The sequence below is a fragment of the Chitinivorax tropicus genome (assembly GCF_014202905.1).
Classification (GTDB): domain Bacteria; phylum Pseudomonadota; class Gammaproteobacteria; order Burkholderiales; family SCOH01; genus Chitinivorax; species Chitinivorax tropicus.
In genome coordinates this window covers 39247-61909 of sequence record NZ_JACHHY010000020.1, presented here as the reverse complement: position 1 = coordinate 61909, position 22663 = coordinate 39247, and the positions used below count along the sequence as shown (strand labels likewise).

Below are 22663 nucleotides of genomic sequence, written 5' to 3'. Positions count from 1 at the left end.
CATAAAGGGACATTTCCAGCCGAAACCATCACAGGCAGTTCGCTGGTCATCATTGCCGTTCGGGTCAGGCCCATTGTCTGAACACCGTCCAATACGATTACCGCTTCGGTACACGATCATATCGAACCTTCATCACCAGAATCGCCAATGCCAGGATCAATGTCGCACCATTGGCCAAAATGACTGGCCAGGCTACGATCAAAATACCGTAAATCAACCACAACACAATCCCAACCACCAAGATGAAATACATACCAAATGAGATATCTTGGGCTGATTTTCGCCGCCAGACATGCAGCACCTGCGGTACAAACGCCCCAGTAGTGCATACCGCAGCCAACATCCCCAGCCATTCCGCCAATACACTCATTTCCCACTCACCCCAGTCACTGACAAAGCAATGGCGCCACCAGGCGCCATATAAAGATGATGGCCGTGTTGACACAGCCTCGACAACAGCAATCAACCGTATCTACAACGCCTCAATGTGCTTACCAGGCCAGCACCTGCTGGCCAGCTGATAGCAGACGCATCACATTGACACGCCGTGATACCAAGAATGCAAGGCATTACCAGACATCGACTGACCATTACATGGTCATTTCACAAACAGCACCCCATGACACAAGCAAAATCACCAGAGGTTGAATCAGTCGCGCCAGCAGCAGCTCAGGCCGGGAAGATGCCCGTTGAAAGATAACGATCACCGCGATCACATACAATCGAGACAATCGTCGCATTCTGAAGTTGCTCAGACAGACGCAACGCCGCCGCCAGAGCACCACCTGAAGACACGCCTGCAAAAATTCCCTCCTCGCAAGCCAGTCTACGGGTCATGTCTTCCGCCTCCTCCTGTGTTACCTCCATCACCTGATCGATCTGCCGCCAATCACAAATAGCAGGTACGTATTCAGCAGGCCATTTCCTGATGCCTGGAATCTGCGCGCCATCACAAGGCTGCACCCCAACGATTTGCACCGTAGCGTTTTTTTCCTTCAAAAAACGCCCGGTTCCCATGATAGTGCCAGTTGTTCCCATGCTACTGACAAAATGAGTAATCTGCCCTTGCGTATCACGCCAGATCTCAGGCCCCGTCCCCTCGTAGTGGGCCAAAGGATTATCAGGATTGGCAAACTGATCCAGCATCAGACCTTTCCCTTCCTGCACCATTTGCACAGCCAAATCGCGTGCGCCTTCCATCCCACTTGCTTTGGATACCAGGATCAACTCCGCCCCATATGCCCGCATGGCCTGACGACGCTCAATCGACAGGTGCTCCGGCATGATCAACACCATGCGATAACCCATCATCGCCGCAGCCATGGCCAACGCAATACCGGTATTCCCACTGGTCGCCTCGATCAAAGTATCCCCAGGCCTGATCTGCCCTCTCGCCTCAGCATGCCGGATCATCGACAAAGCTGGCCGATCCTTGACCGAGCCCGCAGGATTATTCCCCTCCAGCTTGACCAAAATGACGTTGGTAGTATCGCCAGGCAAACGCTTCAACCTCACCAACGGCGTATTGCCAACAAACTCTTCAAGATATTTGTACATAACACCATCACATAAAACAATTCACAAAGCCAAGGCGCTTGAGACCGCGTCAGAAAACCAGTTTCGCATTACAGCATAGGCGGCCTAGCAAGTAAAATGCCCGGCTCCATATTACACAGCAACGCATCTGTTAAGATTTCTACAACAAAAAGTAAAAGCCCAGCAGAACAACACTGGGCTTTTCATTGATGAAAATTTTACCTACTGAGAAACAACCTCGCGCCAAGTTACGCGACGACCTTTACCACCGCTCATAGGCTCACCACCGTCAACCGTATCAGTTGATCCAGAGGGTCTTCTTGATATATCTTTCAATTTCCCTGTTGATGTCATAACAATCGTACCACCAACCGAAAGCTCCTCAGCAACAGTTGTGGTGCTTCCCGTACCCTTCTTGAAATCCAAGACATATAGACGAGTCACACCATTTCCACTACAAGATTCCGCCTCAAAGTCGGTAGGCGTATTGGTCCAATAAACCACCTTCCCAGCAGCAATTTTTGGATCAATATTGGAACGCTCACCACCATTTGGCAATCGTGCAACAAAGCCACTCTTCACCACCCAATCCAAAGGATTGCCGGTTACTTTTCCTGTGCTGGCATCAACAACCATTGATTCCAAATCACTTATTGAAGCAGTAGCATCCTTATCCGCAACGCCATACAAGCCATATTTATTGGCAGTAACCAACAAATCATTTGTCGTTAGTATTTGTCCGCTTCCAAAATAAACAACACGCTTTCCATTTACCTCCGCAAGCTCTGGCTTAGCAGTAATAGGCTGACCAGGACCAAGATCAATTAATTTACTTGCCGCACCAGAATCCAAATCAAAACGCCACATCACGCCATTCAGATCACCGCCGTAGACAAACTTAGCCTTATTATCAGCATCAAAATCATCAATCCAAGCTGAAATCTTAGCCAACCCTGCAGCCGACCCGGTTTTAATGGTTTTTACCACACTTCCACTCTTTGCATCCAAGACAACAAGCTTATCTGCTGTTGCATTATAGCCAGATGTAAAGATCACAACCCATTGATCATTACTCAATTTTGTCACAATGGGGCGACCGTATGTGTATCCCATCTCTGAATCGGTATATTCCCACAACGGTTTAGGATCGTTTGCATCAGAGATATCAATAGCATAGTAGCCTTTCCCACCCTTGTTCAAACCAGACACCAGAAGGGTCTTCCAGCTAGAATCAAAAAAATCAACAATTGTTGGCTCACCATCCGCATAAAATTGATGTTGATAATTTACATCAGCCAACTTGTACATATCTTTCAGGACAAGCCCTGGTACATAAGCCCAAATCTCCTTACCCCATTTAGTCTTATCATCAGAAGCGTCAAAAGCATGGAGCATACCATCATTTGCACCTACAATTACCCTAGGCTCTCGATTTGCAAACGCCCCCCCCGTATAAGCAAACAATGACTCTTTTAAATAAATAGGGCGAGAACCTACGATATCACCCAGCATATGCTGCCGCTCCCTAAAAAGAGTGGCAGTATCTCCGCTGTTCTGCAGCTTCTTATCGCCCCGCAGAAAGTCAACTAAATCTTCTCCATTGTTCTGAGGGTCTTTACATGCAGGGTAAGCTGTTGCACCTTGACACTGGGAAAGGCTGCTTACCTTGAAAAAATCCTGCTCTGCTGGAGTTAGGTTACTCCACTGAAACAATCGTTTTTTATCCAAGCTCTTAGTCGGATCATAGGTATAAATTTTACGATCTGTATACAAACCGAACTTCTCCGAAGCCTTCCAAGTTGGCACCGTGCCCACTATTCCCGTTGCCGGATCAACCTCAAGCCTTGAAACCTCTCCTGACCACCAGCCTGGAACATAGCCACCAACATATACATCCGTCCTGCCAGAAGTTAGATCAGGAGAAGGAAAGCTTATGCCGGAACCAGCCCGACTTGGATTGTTGATATTCCGTAAAGCTTGACTTAGTCCATCTACAATATCGCTTGGCTTTTTCGCACTAAAATATTGCCCATAGCCATTCACCGCAGCATGCCAAAGATCATCAACCGTAGAAATGCCATTTTCGATAACCTTCGGCCAAGATTTGGTACCATTTTGAAGGCCAACATAATCACTGACAGCAGCATTTGTATTGGTTTTATAGTCTGGAACAAATTTTAATAAGCCATTTACCCCTAAGCCAATTGTAAAAGTTACCATATGCTGATGCTTAGCAGGGTCGCTCTGACTTTCACTCAATGAATTTGGATAAGCAGTGCCCGGGCGTAAATCATTTATGTAGTAATAATAGGCAACATCTGCCAAAGTATTTGCCTGTCTATTATCATCCTTCAATGGTCTTGGTGCGTTACTATCTGTGTCATAGCTGACATTATCACTATTCCAAAGACCATCTGTTGACAGAATAGTATAATTACGCCTACACCATTGCTTTTGAGGCAAAGGATCACCTGAGCTAGGAATAATTTGCCCAGCATACATTTTACCGATTTTTTCCAAGGAAACTCTGAGTGGCGTCCCTCCCCCTGGCACACTCTGGTATAATCGCTTAAACCATTCCTTTCGGAAGTCGCCAGGTGCGCTGCCATAACCCACAGATTTTTCACCAAACTCTCTCAGGCCGAGGAATCCAGTATTTCTTTCGTTTAAATCAGCACCAGAGCTAGCCAAATACCGAATCGTACTAAATCCAACCCGTTGATTTTCATCCAATTTATCGAATGCCAAACCAACGCTGGATTTCATCATGGACATCCGAGTCCTATAAAAGGAAAACCAAACAGCATAGTTATTTTTCACATCCTGACTAGAGGAATTATCAATCACCACACCATCATACGAATCAGCGCGCAAACAATTAGTCGCCGTGGTATTTCCATCTTTTCTGACCGCATACATCTGACCAGCCAGATTCATTGTTGAGCTTAAAGGATTATATCCATCTATAGGCGCTGCATTAAAATTTGGAATTGCATATTTTGTACCATCAACTTTAACAGGAATAAAATCAACATATTTAAAATTTGGGTCAAATGCAATGGAATTACATTGCACATTAGATTTGACGAAATTAGTAAGCCCTCCTATATCATCCGGCATAAAATCGGACGCCATACTTCCCGAATCATCCAAAATGAAAAATATATTTGGCTTCGGTTGCTGCGGATCGAAGATAGGCTTATCTGGAAGTACAACAGCTGCAACAGCACTTCCACCAATCATAGATACCGCCAATGACAAATAAGCTATTTTGAAATTTTCACTTAGCTTCACAATAACGACTCCTTAACCTATTTCACCCAGTTCGACAGGCGGTATTTATTCCGAAATCAAAGCATTATGACGGTTTGCACATAGCTAACTGTATTTTTTGGACCTGTTACCCGAACAGTGACCTGATAGTATCCAGAAATACTACCAGATAAATTCATATTACCCTGACTCTGATCTGTTTTAGAATCAGAGGAACCCTTTGTGGAATAAACAGCACACTCCTGACCGAGACCTTGTACAGGTAAATTTTCCTTATTGCACAAGCGCCGAATAATATATGCATAGTTTTGACTGACAGCTTGTGCATATGCATCCTGGGGAACAGCAAAGGCTTTCAAACCTGTCCCTTTACCATCCCAATTGACATTATCAGCAGACTGGCTAGGCGTAATACTTGCCGTCACATCCAAAAGCTTGGTCAGCTGCCCCCCCCCCAAGTCAATGACAGCACTAGAATAATAACCACTATCAGGCTTACTGGTATTCAACCCCGTACCAATATCATCAACGGCATTAGCCATAATCCAGTCTCGCGCCTTTTCCAATGCCAAATCCGCGCCGGCCACAGCTGCCTGTCGAAAGGCAAGATTACCTGCAATAACCACAGCGTTATCTCGACTGCGCATTAAACTCAGCGCTGCTAGCGTAATTGCAATCAAGGCGATTAGGGCAAAAAAAAGCACTACACCACGCTGTTTATGCTTACTAAAACGAAAATTGCGATTCATGGGAGCCCCCATATCCGATTCCGCAAGGGAATTACCGTTTCAAATGTCCGATACCTATAATGCTCAGCATCAGCATCAAAATTCACATCGATTGCAGCTCCATCTGACCATGTTGGCCAGGGAGACAAAGGGGCCATGCCTGTAACGACCTTCTGCTCGTATTGATTACTACGCGCCACAACCACAATTCGGATGGCACCGAGTGTCTGCCATATCGCCGCAGAACTTGGAGTACTCACACTCCAATTATCGATGACACCATCCCCGTTGGTATCAAACCCATATCGTGCTTGCAGGTTCACAACATGATCCATGATGACCCGGTCTACATTCGTATTCGTCGATGAATCATATTCACTTCTAAGCAAGGAGGAATTATTTACCTTATAGGTAATACGCTGAATACTCCCAAGATTAAAAAGCACCGCGCCCCTTAGGAAATTTCCTGCCGGAAAGGCTTGGCTCACAGATGCATTCCACTTACTGGCCGTATCTTGAAAAATATGGAAATCAGGCTTTCCAGATGGATTGGCCGGAAGAGTTTTGCATGCTGCATCTTTTGCAATCGCATTGGAATCGCAAACCTTAGTCGCCTGAATCAAAGTACAATTTGGTCTTGCCGCACCCCATACGACCAAAAGATCATTATTTGTAACACCAAAGGCTGAATCAACTTTCACGAGCCCATTTGGCACTACTTCACCCTTAGCCGTCATGGGTAAACTAAACTCGGCCCGGCTACTCCCAAATATGGTCAGCTCATCAAGGCTACTTGACCCAGTTGCCGATCCATCTGTTATTTGAACAGGCGCCAACTTCCAGTTGAATGCGGTTCCATTGTAATTACCCTTGATATCGCAACCCATTACGGCAGGAATGGCAAAACCATAACCTGCATTCCGCATGTCTCGTTCAATGAAATACAATGCTGTAGCGCCTGTTGTTTGCGCATCCCCGCCAGACATGGTGGACCGCTTCTGGCCCTCAAAAGCTCCAGTAACTTGGCTAATCACAAGGGTAGTCAAGAGTCCTAAAATTAATGCAATTAGTACCTCCATTAACCCAAAACCATGCTGTTTTGATGGGATAGTAGATTGGATTAGATTACTCATCACGCCCCCGATTTCAATGCTTCGTTGACAGCTGTTACCGTTACAAGCTTGTTAGGATCTTTTGCCGCCGGAGGCTTCCAAGTTAATGTCACTGTGACAATCTTATTGCTAACCTTAACATTTGCTTTGCCATTTGGAAGTGAAATGGCTAATTTACCAATATCAGTTGATGCATCATCGTAATCTGTATTTTGATCTTTCAGATTCTTAGGATCTTTCAACCAAAGCTCACCAACAATCCGATTCATTACATAAGTAGCATCAATACGGCCACGAGCATCTGAAACATCTCGCACTGCCTGCCCTTGCAATCCAACAATTGCCAGCAAGCCAAATGAGAAAATCAAAATGGCAATCAACCCCTCCAGCAGCATGGCACCATGCTGATATTTCGGCATTGAATTTGAAAATTGGGTTAACATTTACGAGGATCTCCAGTTGGCAAGGCGGATGATGGCAAGCACATTTTCACAGAACCACTGGGATTGGAGATAACCACCCGAACCGGAGTCGATTTCCCAGTGGAAATCGACGTTGGTGAAAAATCAAGTTCCTGAATGGCGTTTCCAGAATCAACCAATGCGCCCAGGCCGTTATAAATCACCTTCGTTTTGTTATCTTTGGCTATTACGCTGAACTTAATGGATGCAGATGTACCGGTCACACTTTTCTGTACCACTTCATTCGTACTGACCACTGAAACAGTCCACCCCCCAGTATTTTGAATTTCAAACTGGATGGGGATATTTCGCTTAATCGCCTCATTACGAGCGATTTGCAGACCATTCATATAGCCTTCCGCAATGGTTCTGGTCTTCGAATTTGCCAGCCATACGGACGCTTCGGGCAGGGCGATCATGGTCACGATGGATACGATGGCGATCGTGATCATCAGCTCCAGAATCGTGAAGCCACGATCCCGGGTTAACATGTTGCGCCCTTCTTGGTCAGCCAACAGGCTGCTGCGGGGCTAGGTGGGGCACCGTAAAATTTGGTGGTAGCCTGTTCGTTTTTCTCATTTACGGTAAATTCGAAATCCCCCGCACCACCCAGCCCCTTAGATGCCAGATTGCTTGCGGTAGCGATATATGATTGACCATTATTGGACGGAACGCAGCCAACGGAAAATGACTTGCCATTCGACACGGAATAGCCGCAAGCAGCGCCATTGGCGTAGCTACGGTTGTCCTGATAGTAGACTTCCATTTTCACCCGGAAATCGGCAAGCATGGAGTGGGCTTCGACAAGCTTGCCTCGCCTGACGTAGTCGGTGTAACTGGGCACTGCGATAGCAGAGAGAATGGCGATAATAGCCACGGCAATCATCAGCTCGATCAATGTGAAGCCTTGGTTTCGAAAATGCATATCGATTTCTCCTAACTTTGGTTAAGTCTGATGGTATTTCGCGTGCAGGGGCAAGACAACCCATGTGCGATAAGCGTATTGTTTCATACGTCAAACGGCTTGTTTTTTCTGATCAATCCTTGGCGGATCGCCAGATTGAGAAAATGATCCAGATACTGTTGAGAAATGCGATAAAAAAGCCCATGAAGCCAAACATGGACATCCCCCACAGGCGGGGGCCAGAGGGCACTGTCATCACGATGGCGGAGGCAATGATCAAGCATCCGGTCACAATGCCAAGTGTCAAGCGGTTGGCCGCACGATTGAGCTGGATACCAAAGTGGTCGAGACGTTTGAGATCGAAATCGATCTTGACCTTTCCTCGGCGGATCTCCTTCAGTAGTTTGCCAATGTCACGCGGTGCGCTCGATAGCAGCTTGAGTGTGTCTGCGGCTTCGTGCTTGATCCGCCGGAGCAGACTGGAAGGTCGATAACGATCGATGACCACCTCTCGCACGAAAGGGGTCATATGCGCGACCATCTCGAATTCCGGGTCCAGCTGCCGGCCCAATCCCTCCAGCGTGATCAACGCCTTGAACAGTAAAGTCAGATCGGGCGGCAATGCGATGGTGTGTTCGCGCATGATACTGATCATATGGTTCAACAAGGCACCGATCCGGATGTCTTTCAACGGCAGATACTCATAGTCGAAGATGAAATCGGCGATATCGGCGGCCAGCTTCTCCTCGTCAATGACCACATCACCACTCCAGTCCAAGATGACGTCCAAGATGCCTTGCTCATCCCGATTGGCCAATGCCGCCAGCAGATCAACGATCTGATCGCGTCGGTAATGCGGCAAGCGCCCAACCATGCCGAAATCGATGAAAGCGATTCGTCCCCCTTCCAGATAAAACACGTTGCCAGGGTGGGGATCGGCGTGGAAATAGCCATCGATCAGTATCATCTTCAGCACGGCATCGGCGCCAATTGCAGCTAGTTCCTTGCGATCCAGCCCAGACTGATCGACTCTTTTCAGCTCGTTGCCCGGTATGCCATCAATGTATTCCTGGACATTGACGATCTCGCTTGTCCACTCCCAATGGATGCCAGGTACGACGATCCGAGGGTCGCATTCGAAATTGCGGCGGAATCGATCCACATTACGCGCCTCGACACTGAGATCAAGCTCGCGGTGCAAGGATCGGGAAAATTGCTCGACGATGGATACAGGGTGATAGCGCCTCAAATCGGGCCATTCGAACTCCACCAAGGCAGCGATATGATGCAGAATCCGAAGATCGGCTTCTATTTTGGAAATGATGCCTGGCCGTCGGATCTTGAGGATGACCTCCTCACCGGTGAATAAGGTTGCCCGATGGACCTGCGCAATGGAAGCCGCGCCGATAGGGGTTCGATCAAGCTGGCGGAATACTTGATCCAGCGGCATACCGATGGCTTTCTGCAGATCAGCCTCCAACTGCTCGAACGGGATGCCGGGGACATTGGTCTGCAGCTTCTCAAATTCGGTGATCCAATCCTGTGGAAATACATCCACCCGCGTTGCCAAAACCTGCCCCAGCTTGACGAAGGTGGGGCCTAATGCCTCAAATGCCAGCCGAACACGTACCGGCGCTGGGATGGGTTCATCGCCGGGCTCCACTGGCACATGCAGAATCTGGCCCGCCCGCTCGAACATGGCCGGAATGCCCAGCCGATGGACAAGATCGCCCAAACCGTTGCGGACAAATACAGCACTGATTTCACGTACGCGCGGCAGGTCGCGCAAGACGCTGAAGGTTTCCCTGAGCATGCTAATACCTGATTGTTATCGGTTGGAATATAGCCAACATCATACGGGAAGGCACAGCCTGCCATACAGCTTGTGCTCACATCACGAGCAATGGCACAGCGGCATGCATATATATCGTACTCACATCTACTACCACGCAACATCCGGATGAATTCACCTCTGAAAATGATGTGGTGCCTGGTTGAATTGGCCCATGAAACATACGGGATGTATGGCACAAGCGCCTAGCATGGGGTAGAGTTCGACCTTATGAAAAGTCTGCCTATCTTGTTGGCGCTATTTTTCGGCGCCCTGATCATGCCGGTACATGCAGAGCCCACCTCGGAGCCCAGCGCTGCCACCAGCGCATCAGCAAGCGCTGAAACCGGCAAGCCCAAACCCAAACTGGAGACCAGTAAATCAGCGGATGGCAGCAATGCCGCCAAGCCCGCCGCTACGGATATCAAGACACAGGATCTTGTCCTTCAGGCATTGGCCTTGATGGGCGTTACCTATAAATTTGGCGGGAAATCGCCGGAAACCGGGCTGGATTGTTCCGGATTGGTTCGATATGTTTTTGGAAAATCGCTGCAGATGGCGTTACCACATAACGCCATGGCCATCAGCAAACTTGGGGAAAACATCGACCAAGAGGAGCTGAAGCCGGGCGATCTGGTCTTTTTCAACACATTGAAACGTAAATTCTCCCATGTGGGCATCTATCTCGGTGATGACCGGTTCATCCATGCACCCAGCTCCGGCGGCGGCGTGCAGGTCGTCAATATCAAAGAAAAATACTGGCGGGAACGTTTCAACGGCGCACGTCGCCTACAGCAGGCTGACATCGACAAGCTGGCGGTGGATGCCAAAAACAACAAAGGCGAGAAAGACAAAGACGTCGACAAAGACCGGGCAACCAAGTAGCGCGGCATGCGCTCTTGGGGGAAACGCCCCTACGAGCCTACAACCACGCTGCGCTGTTTCATGGCTGGCTGGTATAATTCGCGGTTTCCCGTGAATGGTTTGTACGTCGATGCGTTTTCAAGCTCCTTCGCTGAAACCCGGTCTTCGTAGCGCTGCGCCCTTGCTGGCGGGCAGCTCGGATGCTTGGTATCTGGCCCAATTGCAGGCGCTGCAGGCGGCGCCCACCCTGATTCTGACAGAAACCAGTCAGCATGCACTAAGGCTGTTGGATGAGCTGCGATTCTTCTCGCCTGACAAGCAGGTGCTGTTGTTGCCAGACTGGGAAACGCTGCCATACGACCATTTCTCGCCCCACCAAGACCTGATTTCAGAGCGGCTGGCCACGTTGTGGCAGGTAAGACAAGGTGCATTCGACGTCCTGATCGTGCCAACAGGCACCGCCATGCAGCGGCTGCCCCCCGTCGAGTTTCTGGCTGCGCATACTTTTTTTCTGAAAACCAAGGAAAAAATCGATCTTGACCAACTGCGTGGCCAGATGACGCTGGCTGGCTACCAGCATGTCACTCAGGTCTACAGCCCCGGTGAATACAGTGTGCGAGGCGGCCTGATCGACCTGTTCCCGATGGGCTCTACCTTACCCTATCGGCTGGACCTGTTCGATGACGAAATCGAAACCATCCGCACCTTTGACGTAGACACCCAGCGCAGTATCTATCCTGTCAAAGAGGTACGCCTGCTGCCCGCCCGCGAATTCCCGCTGGATGAGCAAGGCAGGACAACATTCCGCCGCCATTTCCGGGAGCAGTTTGAGGGCGATCCATCTCGTTCACAGCTCTATAAAGACATTGGCAATGGTATGTCTCCTGCAGGTATCGAATATTACCTGCCACTGTTCTTTGAACACACCGCGACACTGTTCGACTACCTGCCAGATACCATCACTGTGGTGGCCCATCATGATGTCCACCGCGCTGCGGAGCGATTCTGGCAGGATACCCAGTCTCGCTACAATTTGCTGGCGGGCGACCGCCAACGGCCTTTACTGCCACCGCAGCGGCTATTTCAAAGTGTCGATGAACTGTTTGCCGCACTGAAGCCATACGCAAGGCTGGAAGTGAAGCCAGACGCACCAGCAGAGAGTGCACTCAGCCAACCATTACCTGCCATTCAGGTCGATCGTCGTGCTGATAACCCATTGAGCAGGCTGGAAGACTTTCTACACAGCCACGATGGACGGGTTCTGATCCTGGCGGAATCACTGGGTCGTCGTGAAACCATGGCCGGCTATCTGGCCGAATATGGCCTTAAGCCTACCCTACTGGAGGACTGGTCTGCATTTCTTGCTGCGAAACAGCCATTTTGCCTGGCTGTCGGCCCAGTGCAGACCGGCTTCATTCTGGGCGATGGCACTGCTCTCATCACAGAATCCGAGCTGTATGCACACGTGGCACGCAGCCGGGAAAGCCGCCAAAGCCGCAAACCTGCCTCAGACACCTTGTTGCGGGACCTGTCCGAAGTCAAGATCGGTGATCCAGTCGTGCACGAGCAACATGGTATCGGTCGCTATATGGGCTTGGTCAACCTGGATCTCGGCAATGGTGAGGATGAATTCCTGCTGCTGGAATATGCCGGTAGCGACAAGCTGTACGTACCTGTTTCACATCTGTATGTGATCAGCCGCTACAGTGGCGCAGCGCAGGAGGATGCCCCTCTGCACAAACTCGGGAGTGGGCAATGGGAAAAGGCCAAGCGCAAGGCTGCCCAGCAGGTGCGGGACACCGCCGCCGAGTTACTGAATCTATACGCTCAGCGCGCAGCCCGTGAAGGCCATGCATTCGAGCTGGACGAGCACGACTATCAAGCCTTTGCCGACAGCTTTGGCTTTGAGGAAACGCCGGATCAGCTGGCAGCCATCACCGCAGTCATCAAAGACATGATCAGCGGCCAGCCAATGGATCGCCTGGTGTGTGGCGATGTCGGGTTTGGCAAGACTGAGGTGGCATTGCGTGCGGCCTTTGTGGCAGTAATGGGCGGCAAACAGGTAGCCGTATTGGTGCCAACCACCTTGCTGGCTGAGCAGCATTTCCAGAATTTCAGTGACCGCTTTGCCGATTGGCCTGTCAAGATTGCCGAGCTATCGCGTTTTCGCACCGGCAAGGAAGTCAACGCTGCCCTGAAAGGCTTGGCAGAAGGCGCCATCGACATCGTAATCGGCACCCACAAACTGGTGCAGCCCGATGTGCAATTCAAGAATCTCGGCCTGGTGATCATCGACGAGGAACACCGCTTTGGTGTGCGCCACAAAGAGCAACTGAAAGCACTACGCGCCGAGGTCGATGTGCTGACGCTGACCGCCACCCCGATACCCCGCACATTGGCCATGTCGCTGGAGGGCATCCGTGATTTCTCGGTGATCGCCACCGCCCCACAGAAACGGCTGGCCATCAAGACCTTCGTATCCCGCACTGACGATGGCATCATTCGTGAAGCAGTATTGCGCGAGCTCAAGCGTGGCGGCCAGGTGTTCTTCCTGCACAATGAAGTCGAAACCATCGAGAACATGCGGGAGAAGCTGGAGAAGCTGCTGCCTGAGGCGCGCATCGGCATTGCTCACGGCCAGCTTCGCGAACGTGAGCTGGAAGCCGTCATGCGTGACTTCCATGCACAGCGTTTCAACATCCTGTTGTGCACCACCATTGTGGAAACCGGCATCGACATCCCCAATGCCAACACCATCGTCATCAATCGCGCTGATCGTTTCGGGCTGGCCCAGCTGCACCAACTGCGGGGCCGGGTAGGCCGCTCGCACCACCAGGCATATGCTTACCTGCTGACCCTGGACGAATCTGCCGTCACCGCCCAGGCCAAGAAGCGCCTGGAAGCCATCCAGATGATGGAGGAGCTGGGATCAGGCTTTTATCTGGCCATGCACGACCTGGAGATTCGCGGCGCGGGCGAGGTCTTGGGCGACTCACAATCTGGCGAGATGCAGGAGATCGGCTTCAACCTCTATAGCGCCATGCTGAACGAAGCTGTCAAGGCACTGAAGAAGGGGATCGAACCCGACTTGAACCAGCCCCTTGGCGTCACCACCGAGATCAACCTGCACGCCCCCACCCTGCTACCTAATGATTACTGCCCCGATGTGCACGAGCGGCTGGTCATCTACAAGCGGCTGGCCAATTGCGACACCGCTGAAGAGCTGGATGAAATGCATCAGGAGCTGATCGATCGCTTTGGCCTGCCCCCCGAGCCCGCCAAGACCTTACTGGAATGCCACCGCTTACGCCTGGCAGGCAAACCGTTGGGCATCAAACAGATCGACGCAACCGAGCAGACCATCCACGTGCAATTCACCCCCAATCCGCCGATCGATCCGATGAAGATCATTCAGCTGATCCAAAGCAATCGCCAATACAAGCTGGCCGGGCCGGAAAAGCTCAAAATCGAGGCCAAACTGCCGGAGCTGGCGCCACGGATCAGACTGATCAAAGATTTCTTCAAGGCGCTGGCCTGATTTCAAGGATTGTTGTCATGTATAAACTCGTCGTCCAAGCCCCGGATATCGCCACACCCGATCTGAAACATCTGGCCCACCTGACCCAGGCACATGCCATCGAAGCCATTGCCCTGCCAGATGCCCGCCACCAGGCCTTCCGCTTGCTGCAGGCGGACCCGGCCAGCAAGGCCGATGTCGCCGCTTTTTGCGAAGAGGCCGGTTATGACTTCGCCTTCATCCCCCTGGGCCGCAAACTGACGGATTTTGGACTGGTGGTGATGGACATGGACTCCACCCTGATCACCATCGAATGCATCGATGAAATCGCCGACATGCAAGGTATCAAGGACCAAGTGGCGGCCATCACCGAGCGCTCCATGCGTGGCGAGCTGGATTTCAGTCAATCGCTGCGAGAGCGGGTTGCATTATTGGCCGGGCTGGACGAAAGCGCTCTGGAGCGCGTCTATTCAGAGCGTCTACAGCTGACACCCGGTGCGGAGCGCATGCTGCAGAAAGCCCACGCAGCCGGTTTGAAGTCGATGCTGGTGTCTGGGGGCTTCACCTTTTTTACCGCGCGCCTGCAGGCCCGGCTGGGGCTCACCTATGCGCATGCCAACACATTGGAAGTCGAGTCCGGCAAGCTCACCGGACGCCTGATTGGCGATATTCTGGACGCCCAGGCCAAAGCTGACTGGCTGATGCGTGTTCGCACCGAGCTGGGATTGCAAACGGATCAGGTCGTGGCGATGGGTGACGGGGCCAATGACCTGAAGATGCTGGCACAGGCTGGATTGGGCATTGCCTTCCACGCCAAACCCATCGTGCGGCAGCAGGCTCAGTACGCCCTTACCCATGTCGGACTGGATGGCTGGATCAACTGGTTCGCCTGACACAAATGCACCCGTCAGAGCCGCTTCATCGCACCGGCGCTGACGGGTGCCTTACATAACGCCGAAACCTAACACTGAGGCCATGGTAACAGCCATGGCTCATGCAATGACGCCAATTCGTCCAGCGGAGTGACCTGAAACAGCCTGCCCTGATCTGGCCAACATACGATCTGATACGCCTTTCCCAACAGAGCGAAGCGCAGGCAGAAGGCATGCAGATAGGTCCGATCCACCCCAGCACACTCGCCACCATACAGCGCATCACCCAAAATCGGTGCGCCTAACGCTTTCATCGCCACACGCAACTGATGCGTCCGCCCAGTGCGGGGACGCAGCAAGAACAGCCGTAACCCAGGCTGCAATGAATAACTGAAAAACTGGGTGATGGCAGGGTGCTCGTAGGTTGTCGACAAGCGCCAAGCCCCACCTCTCGCCTTGATCATGTCCCCTTTGATCAACCCCTGCTTCTTGCGCGGGGGCCGATTCGCCAGCGCGAGATAGAATTTTTCGATCTCTCCCGCTTCGAACCGGCGCCCCAGCTCGCTGGCCACCTCTGGGTGCTTGGCGAACACCACCAGGCCCGATGTCACCTTATCGAGCCGGTGCACTGTCAATAATGTCGTGGCTGGATGCTGTGCCCGGACCCGATCAATCAACGAAGGCTCGTCTTCATGCCGATGAAAATCCACACCAGGCGCCTTGTTGACGATCAGCACATGCTCGTCCTCGAACACACATGGGCAGAGGCTCAGCTCTCCCAGCTGCGTTGTACTCAAGCCATCCGCATCGATATCTTGCACGGCCACGCTTTCCCGCTTCTTAACGAATCTCGTCCACAAAAGAAAAACGGGCGGCAAGCCGCCCGTCCTGGCACCATCTGCCGCTTTACACCAGATAAGGGTGTCGCAACACAATGGTTTCCTCACGATCCGGACCTGTCGAAATGATATCGACCGGCGCACCGCATACTTCCTCGATCCGTTTCAGATAATGCTTGGCATTGGCTGGCAGATCTTCGTAGCGCTTGATCCCAACCGTGCTTTCGTTCCAGCCGGGCATTTCCTCATAGATAGGCTGGCAGCCTGCCAGCTCTTCCGCGCCAACCGGCAGGATGTCTGTCGGCTTACCGTCAATCACATAACCCGTGCAGAGCTTGATATGCTCCATTCCATCCATGACATCCAGCTTGGTCACACAGAGGCCAGACACCCCATTCACCTGGATGGAGCGCTTCAGCGCAGCCGCATCAAACCAGCCACAGCGGCGTGGGCGACCAGTGACGGACCCAAATTCATTGCCACGCTTGGCCAACCCCGCACCAATGTCATCGAACAGCTCTGTTGGGAATGGGCCTGAGCCGACACGCGTGGTATAAGCTTTGGTCAAACCCAGCACATATTGCAACATCTGCGGTGCAACGCCCGCACCAGGCGAGGCCGCCCCGGCAACGCAATTGGATGAGGTCACGAATGGATAGGTGCCATGGTCAACATCCAGCAACGTACCCTGCGCGCCTTCGAACAGCATGTTCTTACCGGCCTTGTGCATATCCGCCAGGATACGGGAGACATCTCCGACCATCGGGCGGATCTGCTCGGCCAATAGTAAGGTCTGTTCGAGTGTCTGTTGGAAATCGACGGTGGGGGCTTTGAAATAATGCTTCAGCACGAAGTTATGGTAATCCAGTACCTCGCCCAGCTTGGCCGCGAAACGCTCACGGAAGAACAGATCTTGCACGCGAATCGCGCGGCGCGCCACCTTGTCCTCATAGGCGGGGCCGATGCCACGGCCTGTGGTGCCGATCTTGCCCTCACCTTTGGCGGCTTCGCGCGCCTGATCAATCGCCACATGATGCGGCAGGATCAGCGGGCAGGCCTCGGAAATAGTCAGGCGGGACTTGACATCCACCCCTGCATCTTGCAACTCACCGATTTCCTTCAACAGCGCCTCGGGCGACAGCACAACACCGTTCCCGATGAAGCACTTGACTCCTTCACGCAGGATGCCGGAGGGGATCAGGCGTAGTACGGTCTTCTTGCCACCGATGACCAAGGTATGGCCAGCATTGTGGCCGCCCTGGAAGCGGACAACCCCTTCGGCATGATCGGTCAGCCAATCGACGATTTTTCCTTTACCTTCGTCACCCCACTGGGTGCCAATCACCACGACGTTTCTTGACATAACAACCTCTTGTTTCATTTGCACTGGCCGAAGGGAACGACCTGCCACACACCGTCACGCTTTTGAAGCTCACGGTCTACATTTAACTCCGCCACATGGGCTTCATGCCCTGGCAGACTGATTACCACAATCTCGTTATTGGTCCGCAATGCACGGATCACCTGATACAAAGCAGGATCTTCCGGCGCATAGGGGGCCAGAATGGCCTTCTGGGCGCTGCCCAATGCCAGTTTGCGGGTCAGCTCCCGGAGATCGAAACTGAAACCCGTTGCCGGACGGGCACGCCCGAACTGCTTGCCAACGTTGTCATAGCGCCCACCCCAGGCAATGGCATTAGGCCAGCCTTCTGCATATGCCGCAAACACCAAGCCGTTATGATAATGGGCTGCACGAAGTTCCACCAAATCGATTGCGCCCTGTGCGCCAATCGACTCCAATTCGACCATCACCCGATCCAGATCATCCAGCGCCTTGGCGATACCGGGCAGATTCGGCAGAGCTGCACGCGCCTCACCCACCACATCTCGCCCGCCATTGAGCGAAGCCAGTGCCAGGAACGCCTCGCGTGCCTGGTCAGGCAGGCCCTTGGTCAGATCAGCCAGCTCAGCCACGTCCTTGCTCTGGTAGGCGGTGAACAGAGCCTGCTCTTGTGAGGAATCCAAGCCGAAATGTGCCACCAATGAACGATAGACGCCGACATGGCCAATATCCAGCTGCACCTGCTGCAAGCCCAGCAAAGCCAAGCAATCCAACAACAGCGTCATGACCTCCAGATCCGCCTCGATCCCGCCGTGCCCATAGATTTCAGCTCCGACCTGCAGTTGCTCACGGCTACCCAGCAGGCTGCTGGGAACGGTGCTGACCACGCTACCGGCATAACAAAGCCTGACCGCACCTTGCTTGTTCAGCAAATGGGCATCCAGCCTGGCGACCTGGGGCGCGATATCGGCTCGCAACCCCAGTTGACGGCCACTGAGTTGGTCCACCAATTTGAAAGTACGCATATCCAGGTCATGATCACCTTCACTGATCAATGACTCGGTATACTCAATCAGCGGGGTACTGACCAAATCGTAACCACAGCTATGGAACAGATCGAGCACACGGCGACGTTTTTCCTCCACCAATCTTGCTTCGGCAGGCAAGATGTCGGCAATGTACTCGGGCAGCAACCAGCGATGCATAGGCAGCACTCTCAAGATTAGGCAATCAATTCAGACCAGTGTCGCCATCAGCAGCATGCCCGCCAGGATCGAAACCAAGCCGACGAAGCGCAATTGACCATCACTGAAGGTAATCAGGCGGGAGAACGTCTCCCGCCAGACTTTGGGCAACAAAAGTGGCAGCAGCCCCTCCAGCACCAGCATCAAGGCCAGTGCTGGCAAGAGGGTCTGCCACATTATTTGCTTGCTCCTTTACCCGGGTTTTTCAGGTATTTGAAGAAATCAGAGCTAGGGTCCAGCACCATCACATCGCTCTTGTTGCGGAAGCTTTGCTTATAAGCCTCCAGGCTCCGATAGAAAGAATAGAATTCCGGGTTCTGGTTGTAGGCTTCTGCGTAGATCCCAGCTGCCTTGGCGTCCCCTTCACCTTTCACTTCCTGAGCCTGCTTGTAGGCCTGGGCCAAAATCACCTCACGCTGACGATCAGCATCAGCGCGAATCTTCTCCGCCTCTGCCGAGCCCTCGGAACGCAGCTCATTCGCCACCCGCTTACGCTCTGCCTGCATCCGGTCATACACCGCACCGGAGATGTTGGCAGGGAAATCCACCCGCTTCAGGCGCACATCCACCACCTGAACACCATATTCCGCCACTTCCGCATTGGTGCGTGCCATCAATGACTCGATGACACTGGAACGTCTGCCAGAGATGATCTCGGCCACGGTCAGCTTGCCGATCTCATCACGCAAACCGCCATACACAATCTGCCGCAACCGGTCGGCAGCCACGCTCTCTTGTCCACGGAAAGTCTTGAAGAATTTCTCGACGTTGGCGATTCGCCATTTGATGAAGCTGTCCACCAGAACATTCTTCTTTTCCTGGGTCTGGAAGCGATCTGGTTCTTCCGCATCGATCGTCAAGATGCGCTTGTCAAAGTAGCGGACGTTTTCCAATAAGGGGGCCCGGAAATACAAACCGGGTTTATCGACCACCTTGGTGACCTCACCGAATTGGAACACCATCGCATATTTACGTTGATCGACACGGAACGCACTGCTCCATGCGAGCATCAATATGAGCAGGCCCAAAGCCAATGTGGGCAACAGTTTGTTATTGTTTTCCATGATTAGCGCCCTTCTCGTTCACGACCACGACCGCGTCCCAAATCAACCGGCTGGGTCATCACCTCAACTGGCGAACGCTGCAGATTGTCGGTGCCAGATGACGTTGGCGATGACGTGGCGGGTAGGGATGCCGGGTTATTCATCTGCATCAATTTGTCCAACGGTAGGTACAGTAGATTGCTACCGCCCTTCTGATCCACCACCACCTTGCTGGTATTGGTCATGACCTGTTGCATCATGTCGATATACATGCGCTCTCGGGTGACTGCAGGCGCTTTCTTGTATTCGGCATAGATCTGATTGAATCGACTGACATCACCCTCAGCGGTCGATACCACCCGTTGGCGATGCGCAATGGCCTCTTCCTGCAGGCGTGCTGCCAGACCCCTCGCCTTTGGCACCACATCATTTGCGTAGGCCTCGCCCTCGCTCTTCAGGCGGTCTTTGTCCTGCCCTGCCTTGTTCGCGTCGTCAAACGCGGCCTGTACCTGCTCGGGCGGTTGCGCATTGCGCATCTGTACGCTGGTGATGCGGATGCCAGACTTATAACGTTTCAGCATGGCAGCCATCAGCACCTCTGTATCACGAGCGATGGTGGCACGCCCTTCGTTCAACGTGAAATCGATCTTGTTCCGACCGACCACCTCGCGGATGGCGGATTCGGCAACCTGCAATACCAGATCCTTGCCATCCGGATCGATGAAAGCATTGCTGAACAGGAAGTTGGATGCGTTCTCCACCTGATACTGTACTGCGAACTGGACATCGATGATGTTCTGGTCACCCGTGACCATCAGCGCCTCTTCTGGCACTTTGGTCCGCCCACCGCCACGGTGCCCCACCTCCACAGCGCGGATTCCTGACATATTCACGACTTCGTGGCGTTCGATGGGATAAGGCCAGCGCCAATGCAGACCGGCATCAGCCACTTCGTCCACCGCCTTGCCAAAGCGGGTGATCACAGCATGCTCACTAGGATCGATGGAATAGAAACCGCTGGCCAGCCAGAGTGCGGCGACCACGCCACCAATGAGGCCAGCACCGCCAGCGAATACTTTCCCGCCGCCGGAGGTGGGCGGCTGGCCATTTGGCTTACCACCAAACATACCAGAAAGTCTTGCAGTCATTTTCTTGATCAGTTCGTCGAGGTCCGGGGGGCCGTCGTTTCCACGCTTGCCCCATTGTGGGTCGTTTTGCGCCATCTAGTTAGATCCGGTGTTGTTGGTATTCCGATGCGTTTGCATCATTGGCTGTGGAGCCCTGATCGGCGTGTTGCGCCTGGATGAATTCCATGATTGCACCACGCAGCAGGTCCAACCCCTCGCCGGTGCGCGCACTCAGGCGAACGGCGGAGATTCTACCATACTCATCTCGCTCCACCGTTGGTGAGACCCCCTTCAGGTCTATCTTGTTCCATATGATCAGCTGCGGAATCGTATCCGCCCCGATCTCCTGAAGCACTTTATTGACCTCTTCCATCTGCCGGTCACGTGATTCCTGATTCGAATCCACCACATGCAGCAATAGGTCAGCCCGGATGGTTTCTTCCAGCGTTGCACGGAATGCTTCAACCAAGGTGTGTGGCAGTTGCCTGACAAAACCGACAGTATCGGACAAGATGACACTATGCTGGGCATCCAGAAACAGTTTGCGGCTGGTTGTATCCAGCGTAGCAAAAAGCTGATCCGCTGCGTAGGCTTTGGCCTTGGTCAAGGCATTGAACAGGGTGCTCTTGCCAGCATTGGTGTAGCCTACGATCGAAACAGATACGGTGCCTGCGCGATCGCGCCCTTTGCGTTGCACCTGGCGCTGGCGTTGCAAAGTCGCCAACTTGTCCTTCAATGTCTTGACGCGTTTCCCAAGCAACCGTCGGTCGGTTTCCAATTGTGTTTCGCCTGGGCCACGTAGACCAATCCCGCCCTTTTGCCGCTCAAGGTGTGTCCACCCTCGGACCAAACGGGTCGAGAGGTGCTCCAGCTGCGCCAGCTCGACTTGCAGCTTGCCTTCGTGGCTGCGGGCCCGCTGTGCAAAAATATCCAGGATCAGCGAGGTACGATCAACCACACGGCACTGAATTTTTCGCTCCAGGTTACGTTCCTGCGCCGGTGAAAGCTGGTGATTGAAAATGACAATCTGCGCGCCATGCGCACGAACAGCCTCTGCAATCTCGTCCACCTTGCCAGATCCGGCGAACAATGCTGGGTCCGGCCTGGAGCGCCTGCCTTGTATAACGGCCAATGTAGCAATGCCAGCACTCGCTGCAAGCTCTTTCAACTCCAGCAAGCTATCTTCGAAATCTGCATCGCCAAAGTCGAGGCAGACAAGCACGGCTTCATCGCCGCCCTGATGACGGTCAAACACTGATTTCAGTTCTCTTTACGAGGTTTAGACGCAGAAAAGCACATTGCAACGCAATGTGCTTTTTCAATATGCGGGTGGAGCTGTAAAAATCAAGCGTCTGCGTTGTGCGCAGGCTGTTCGTACGGAATGCTGACTGAGCGGGCCGGAACGACTGTCGAGATGGCATGTTTATATACCATCTGGGTCACTGTGTTTTTCAACAACACAACATACTGGTCGAATGATTCAATCTGGCCTTGCAGCTTGATCCCATTCACCAAATAAATGGAAACGGGTACATGCTCTTTTCGCAAAATATTCAAAAACGGGTCTTGTAGCATTTGCCCTTTATTGCTCATTCTTCACTCCGCTGAGTAATGTAGAAGTTCTTATCCTTGTCAACTTTACTGCAATTTCAAGCGAAAAGCCAGAAAACAGGCCATTACAAATGCATAACAAACATGCCTAGTAACGGTTTACAGCGAAATCAACCTGACGATGTTCGAAGTGATGCCAATGCAATAAAACATTATTGGATTGGCACCCAAGTCACCTGATATCTGACCGATTTCATGCTGATAAGCGTTGAAACAGGACTGCAAACAGCTGGACAACCTCGAGTTACTGCCTAAACATGGGGCCATTGGATGGAAATTCAATGCCAATGGCACCATTTTTCCGGTCAACCCGCCGTATGAGCAATCATGCCAGCGGGTAAACCATCCGATACGCAAGA

The 22663-nt window shown here is 52.4% G+C and carries 20 protein-coding genes; 3 read left to right on the top strand and 17 right to left on the bottom strand.

Annotated features, from left to right (window positions below; translation table 11 throughout):
* Positions 1–97: 97 nt before the first annotated feature.
* The 9 genes from HNQ59_RS15125 to HNQ59_RS15085 form a co-directional block, all read right to left on the bottom strand.
* Complete coding sequence (locus tag HNQ59_RS15125) at positions 98–370, bottom strand: SemiSWEET transporter (protein ID WP_184041220.1); 273 nt, start codon at positions 368–370, stop codon at positions 98–100.
* Between the two features lie 299 nt (positions 371–669).
* Positions 670–1557, bottom strand: a complete 888-nt coding sequence (gene cysM / locus HNQ59_RS15120; protein ID WP_184041218.1) for a cysteine synthase CysM — start codon at positions 1555–1557, stop codon at positions 670–672.
* A 201-nt stretch (positions 1558–1758) separates the two neighbouring features.
* Positions 1759–4830: a PilC/PilY family type IV pilus protein gene (locus HNQ59_RS19940; protein ID WP_184041216.1), complete on the bottom strand. Its 3072-nt coding sequence runs from the start codon at positions 4828–4830 to the stop codon at positions 1759–1761.
* A gap of 56 nt (positions 4831–4886) precedes the next feature.
* Entirely contained in the window at positions 4887–5558 is a 672-nt protein-coding gene (locus HNQ59_RS15110; protein WP_184041214.1) for a pilus assembly PilX family protein, read from the bottom strand.
* On the bottom strand, positions 5555–6670 hold the full coding sequence (locus HNQ59_RS15105) for a PilW family protein (RefSeq protein ID WP_184041212.1): 1116 nt from the start codon (positions 6668–6670) through the stop codon (positions 5555–5557). Before HNQ59_RS15105 ends, HNQ59_RS15110 begins: the two co-directional genes overlap by 4 nt.
* Entirely contained in the window at positions 6670–7092 is a 423-nt protein-coding gene (locus tag HNQ59_RS15100) for a type IV pilus modification PilV family protein (RefSeq protein WP_184041210.1), read from the bottom strand. Before HNQ59_RS15100 ends, HNQ59_RS15105 begins: the two co-directional genes overlap by 1 nt.
* Complete coding sequence (locus tag HNQ59_RS15095; protein WP_184041208.1) at positions 7086–7625, bottom strand: GspH/FimT family pseudopilin; 540 nt, start codon at positions 7623–7625, stop codon at positions 7086–7088. The genes HNQ59_RS15100 and HNQ59_RS15095 overlap by 7 nt, the downstream gene beginning before the upstream one ends.
* Positions 7595–8035, bottom strand: coding sequence for a type IV pilin protein (locus tag HNQ59_RS15090; protein WP_184041206.1), 441 nt, complete (start codon positions 8033–8035; stop codon positions 7595–7597). The genes HNQ59_RS15095 and HNQ59_RS15090 overlap by 31 nt, the downstream gene beginning before the upstream one ends.
* Positions 8036–8147: 112 nt before the next feature.
* A complete protein-coding gene (locus HNQ59_RS15085; RefSeq protein ID WP_184041204.1) occupies positions 8148–9827 on the bottom strand; it encodes an ABC1 kinase family protein in 1680 nt (559 codons plus the stop codon).
* Between the two features lie 249 nt (positions 9828–10076).
* Between HNQ59_RS15085 and HNQ59_RS15080 the strand changes: the two genes are divergently transcribed.
* The 3 genes from HNQ59_RS15080 (at position 10077) to serB (ending at position 15119) form a co-directional block, all read left to right on the top strand.
* The gene (locus tag HNQ59_RS15080; RefSeq protein WP_246491022.1) at positions 10077–10730 is read left to right on the top strand and encodes a C40 family peptidase; all 654 of its coding nucleotides are present in this window, start codon (positions 10077–10079) and stop codon (positions 10728–10730) included.
* 109 nt (positions 10731–10839) lie between these two features.
* Positions 10840–14247: a transcription-repair coupling factor gene (gene mfd / locus HNQ59_RS15075; protein WP_184041202.1), complete on the top strand. Its 3408-nt coding sequence runs from the start codon at positions 10840–10842 to the stop codon at positions 14245–14247.
* A gap of 17 nt (positions 14248–14264) precedes the next feature.
* Positions 14265–15119 (top strand): phosphoserine phosphatase SerB, encoded by an 855-nt coding sequence (serB, locus tag HNQ59_RS15070; RefSeq protein WP_184041200.1) that lies wholly within the window; start codon positions 14265–14267, stop codon positions 15117–15119.
* 68 nt (positions 15120–15187) lie between these two features.
* Here serB and HNQ59_RS15065 read toward each other — a convergent pair whose 3' ends face one another.
* The 8 genes from HNQ59_RS15065 to hfq form a co-directional block, all read right to left on the bottom strand.
* Complete coding sequence (locus HNQ59_RS15065; protein ID WP_343074294.1) at positions 15188–15919, bottom strand: TIGR01621 family pseudouridine synthase; 732 nt, start codon at positions 15917–15919, stop codon at positions 15188–15190.
* An 85-nt stretch (positions 15920–16004) separates the two neighbouring features.
* Positions 16005–17300 carry an adenylosuccinate synthase gene (locus HNQ59_RS15060; RefSeq protein ID WP_184041198.1) on the bottom strand — a complete coding sequence of 432 codons (1296 nt, stop codon included), beginning with the start codon at positions 17298–17300 and terminating at the stop codon, positions 16005–16007.
* A 14-nt stretch (positions 17301–17314) separates the two neighbouring features.
* The gene (locus HNQ59_RS15055; RefSeq protein ID WP_184041196.1) at positions 17315–18484 is read right to left on the bottom strand and encodes an ATP phosphoribosyltransferase regulatory subunit; all 1170 of its coding nucleotides are present in this window, start codon (positions 18482–18484) and stop codon (positions 17315–17317) included.
* A gap of 30 nt (positions 18485–18514) precedes the next feature.
* Positions 18515–18700: a DUF2065 domain-containing protein gene (locus HNQ59_RS15050; protein ID WP_184041194.1), complete on the bottom strand. Its 186-nt coding sequence runs from the start codon at positions 18698–18700 to the stop codon at positions 18515–18517.
* Positions 18700–19587: a protease modulator HflC gene (gene hflC / locus HNQ59_RS15045; protein WP_184041192.1), complete on the bottom strand. Its 888-nt coding sequence runs from the start codon at positions 19585–19587 to the stop codon at positions 18700–18702. Before hflC ends, HNQ59_RS15050 begins: the two co-directional genes overlap by 1 nt.
* Before the next feature lie 2 nt (positions 19588–19589).
* A complete protein-coding gene (hflK, locus tag HNQ59_RS15040) occupies positions 19590–20789 on the bottom strand; it encodes an FtsH protease activity modulator HflK (protein WP_184041190.1) in 1200 nt (399 codons plus the stop codon).
* Positions 20790–20793: 4 nt separating this feature from the next.
* Positions 20794–21948, bottom strand: coding sequence for a GTPase HflX (hflX, locus tag HNQ59_RS15035; protein WP_184041188.1), 1155 nt, complete (start codon positions 21946–21948; stop codon positions 20794–20796).
* Between the two features lie 89 nt (positions 21949–22037).
* Positions 22038–22286 carry an RNA chaperone Hfq gene (hfq, locus tag HNQ59_RS15030; RefSeq protein WP_137937549.1) on the bottom strand — a complete coding sequence of 83 codons (249 nt, stop codon included), beginning with the start codon at positions 22284–22286 and terminating at the stop codon, positions 22038–22040.
* Positions 22287–22663 lie beyond the last annotated feature (377 nt).

Coding starts and splice junctions, on each gene's coding strand:
- HNQ59_RS15125 (WP_184041220.1), bottom strand. CDS start 370: ATGAGTGTATTGGCGGAATGGCTGGGGATGTTGGCTGCGGTATGCACT.
- serB (WP_184041200.1), top strand. CDS start 14,265: ATGTATAAACTCGTCGTCCAAGCCCCGGATATCGCCACACCCGATCTG.
- HNQ59_RS15060 (WP_184041198.1), bottom strand. CDS start 17,300: ATGTCAAGAAACGTCGTGGTGATTGGCACCCAGTGGGGTGACGAAGGT.
- HNQ59_RS15110 (WP_184041214.1), bottom strand. CDS start 5,558: ATGAATCGCAATTTTCGTTTTAGTAAGCATAAACAGCGTGGTGTAGTG.
- HNQ59_RS15050 (WP_184041194.1), bottom strand. CDS start 18,700: ATGTGGCAGACCCTCTTGCCAGCACTGGCCTTGATGCTGGTGCTGGAG.
- cysM (WP_184041218.1), bottom strand. CDS start 1,557: ATGTACAAATATCTTGAAGAGTTTGTTGGCAATACGCCGTTGGTGAGG.
- HNQ59_RS15055 (WP_184041196.1), bottom strand. CDS start 18,484: ATGCATCGCTGGTTGCTGCCCGAGTACATTGCCGACATCTTGCCTGCC.
- HNQ59_RS15085 (WP_184041204.1), bottom strand. CDS start 9,827: ATGCTCAGGGAAACCTTCAGCGTCTTGCGCGACCTGCCGCGCGTACGT.
- hflC (WP_184041192.1), bottom strand. CDS start 19,587: ATGGAAAACAATAACAAACTGTTGCCCACATTGGCTTTGGGCCTGCTC.
- HNQ59_RS15100 (WP_184041210.1), bottom strand. CDS start 7,092: ATGTTAACCCAATTTTCAAATTCAATGCCGAAATATCAGCATGGTGCC.
- HNQ59_RS15105 (WP_184041212.1), bottom strand. CDS start 6,670: ATGAGTAATCTAATCCAATCTACTATCCCATCAAAACAGCATGGTTTT.
- hflK (WP_184041190.1), bottom strand. CDS start 20,789: ATGGCGCAAAACGACCCACAATGGGGCAAGCGTGGAAACGACGGCCCC.
- HNQ59_RS15090 (WP_184041206.1), bottom strand. CDS start 8,035: ATGCATTTTCGAAACCAAGGCTTCACATTGATCGAGCTGATGATTGCC.
- HNQ59_RS15080 (WP_246491022.1), top strand. CDS start 10,077: ATGAAAAGTCTGCCTATCTTGTTGGCGCTATTTTTCGGCGCCCTGATC.
- mfd (WP_184041202.1), top strand. CDS start 10,840: ATGCGTTTTCAAGCTCCTTCGCTGAAACCCGGTCTTCGTAGCGCTGCG.
- hfq (WP_137937549.1), bottom strand. CDS start 22,286: ATGAGCAATAAAGGGCAAATGCTACAAGACCCGTTTTTGAATATTTTG.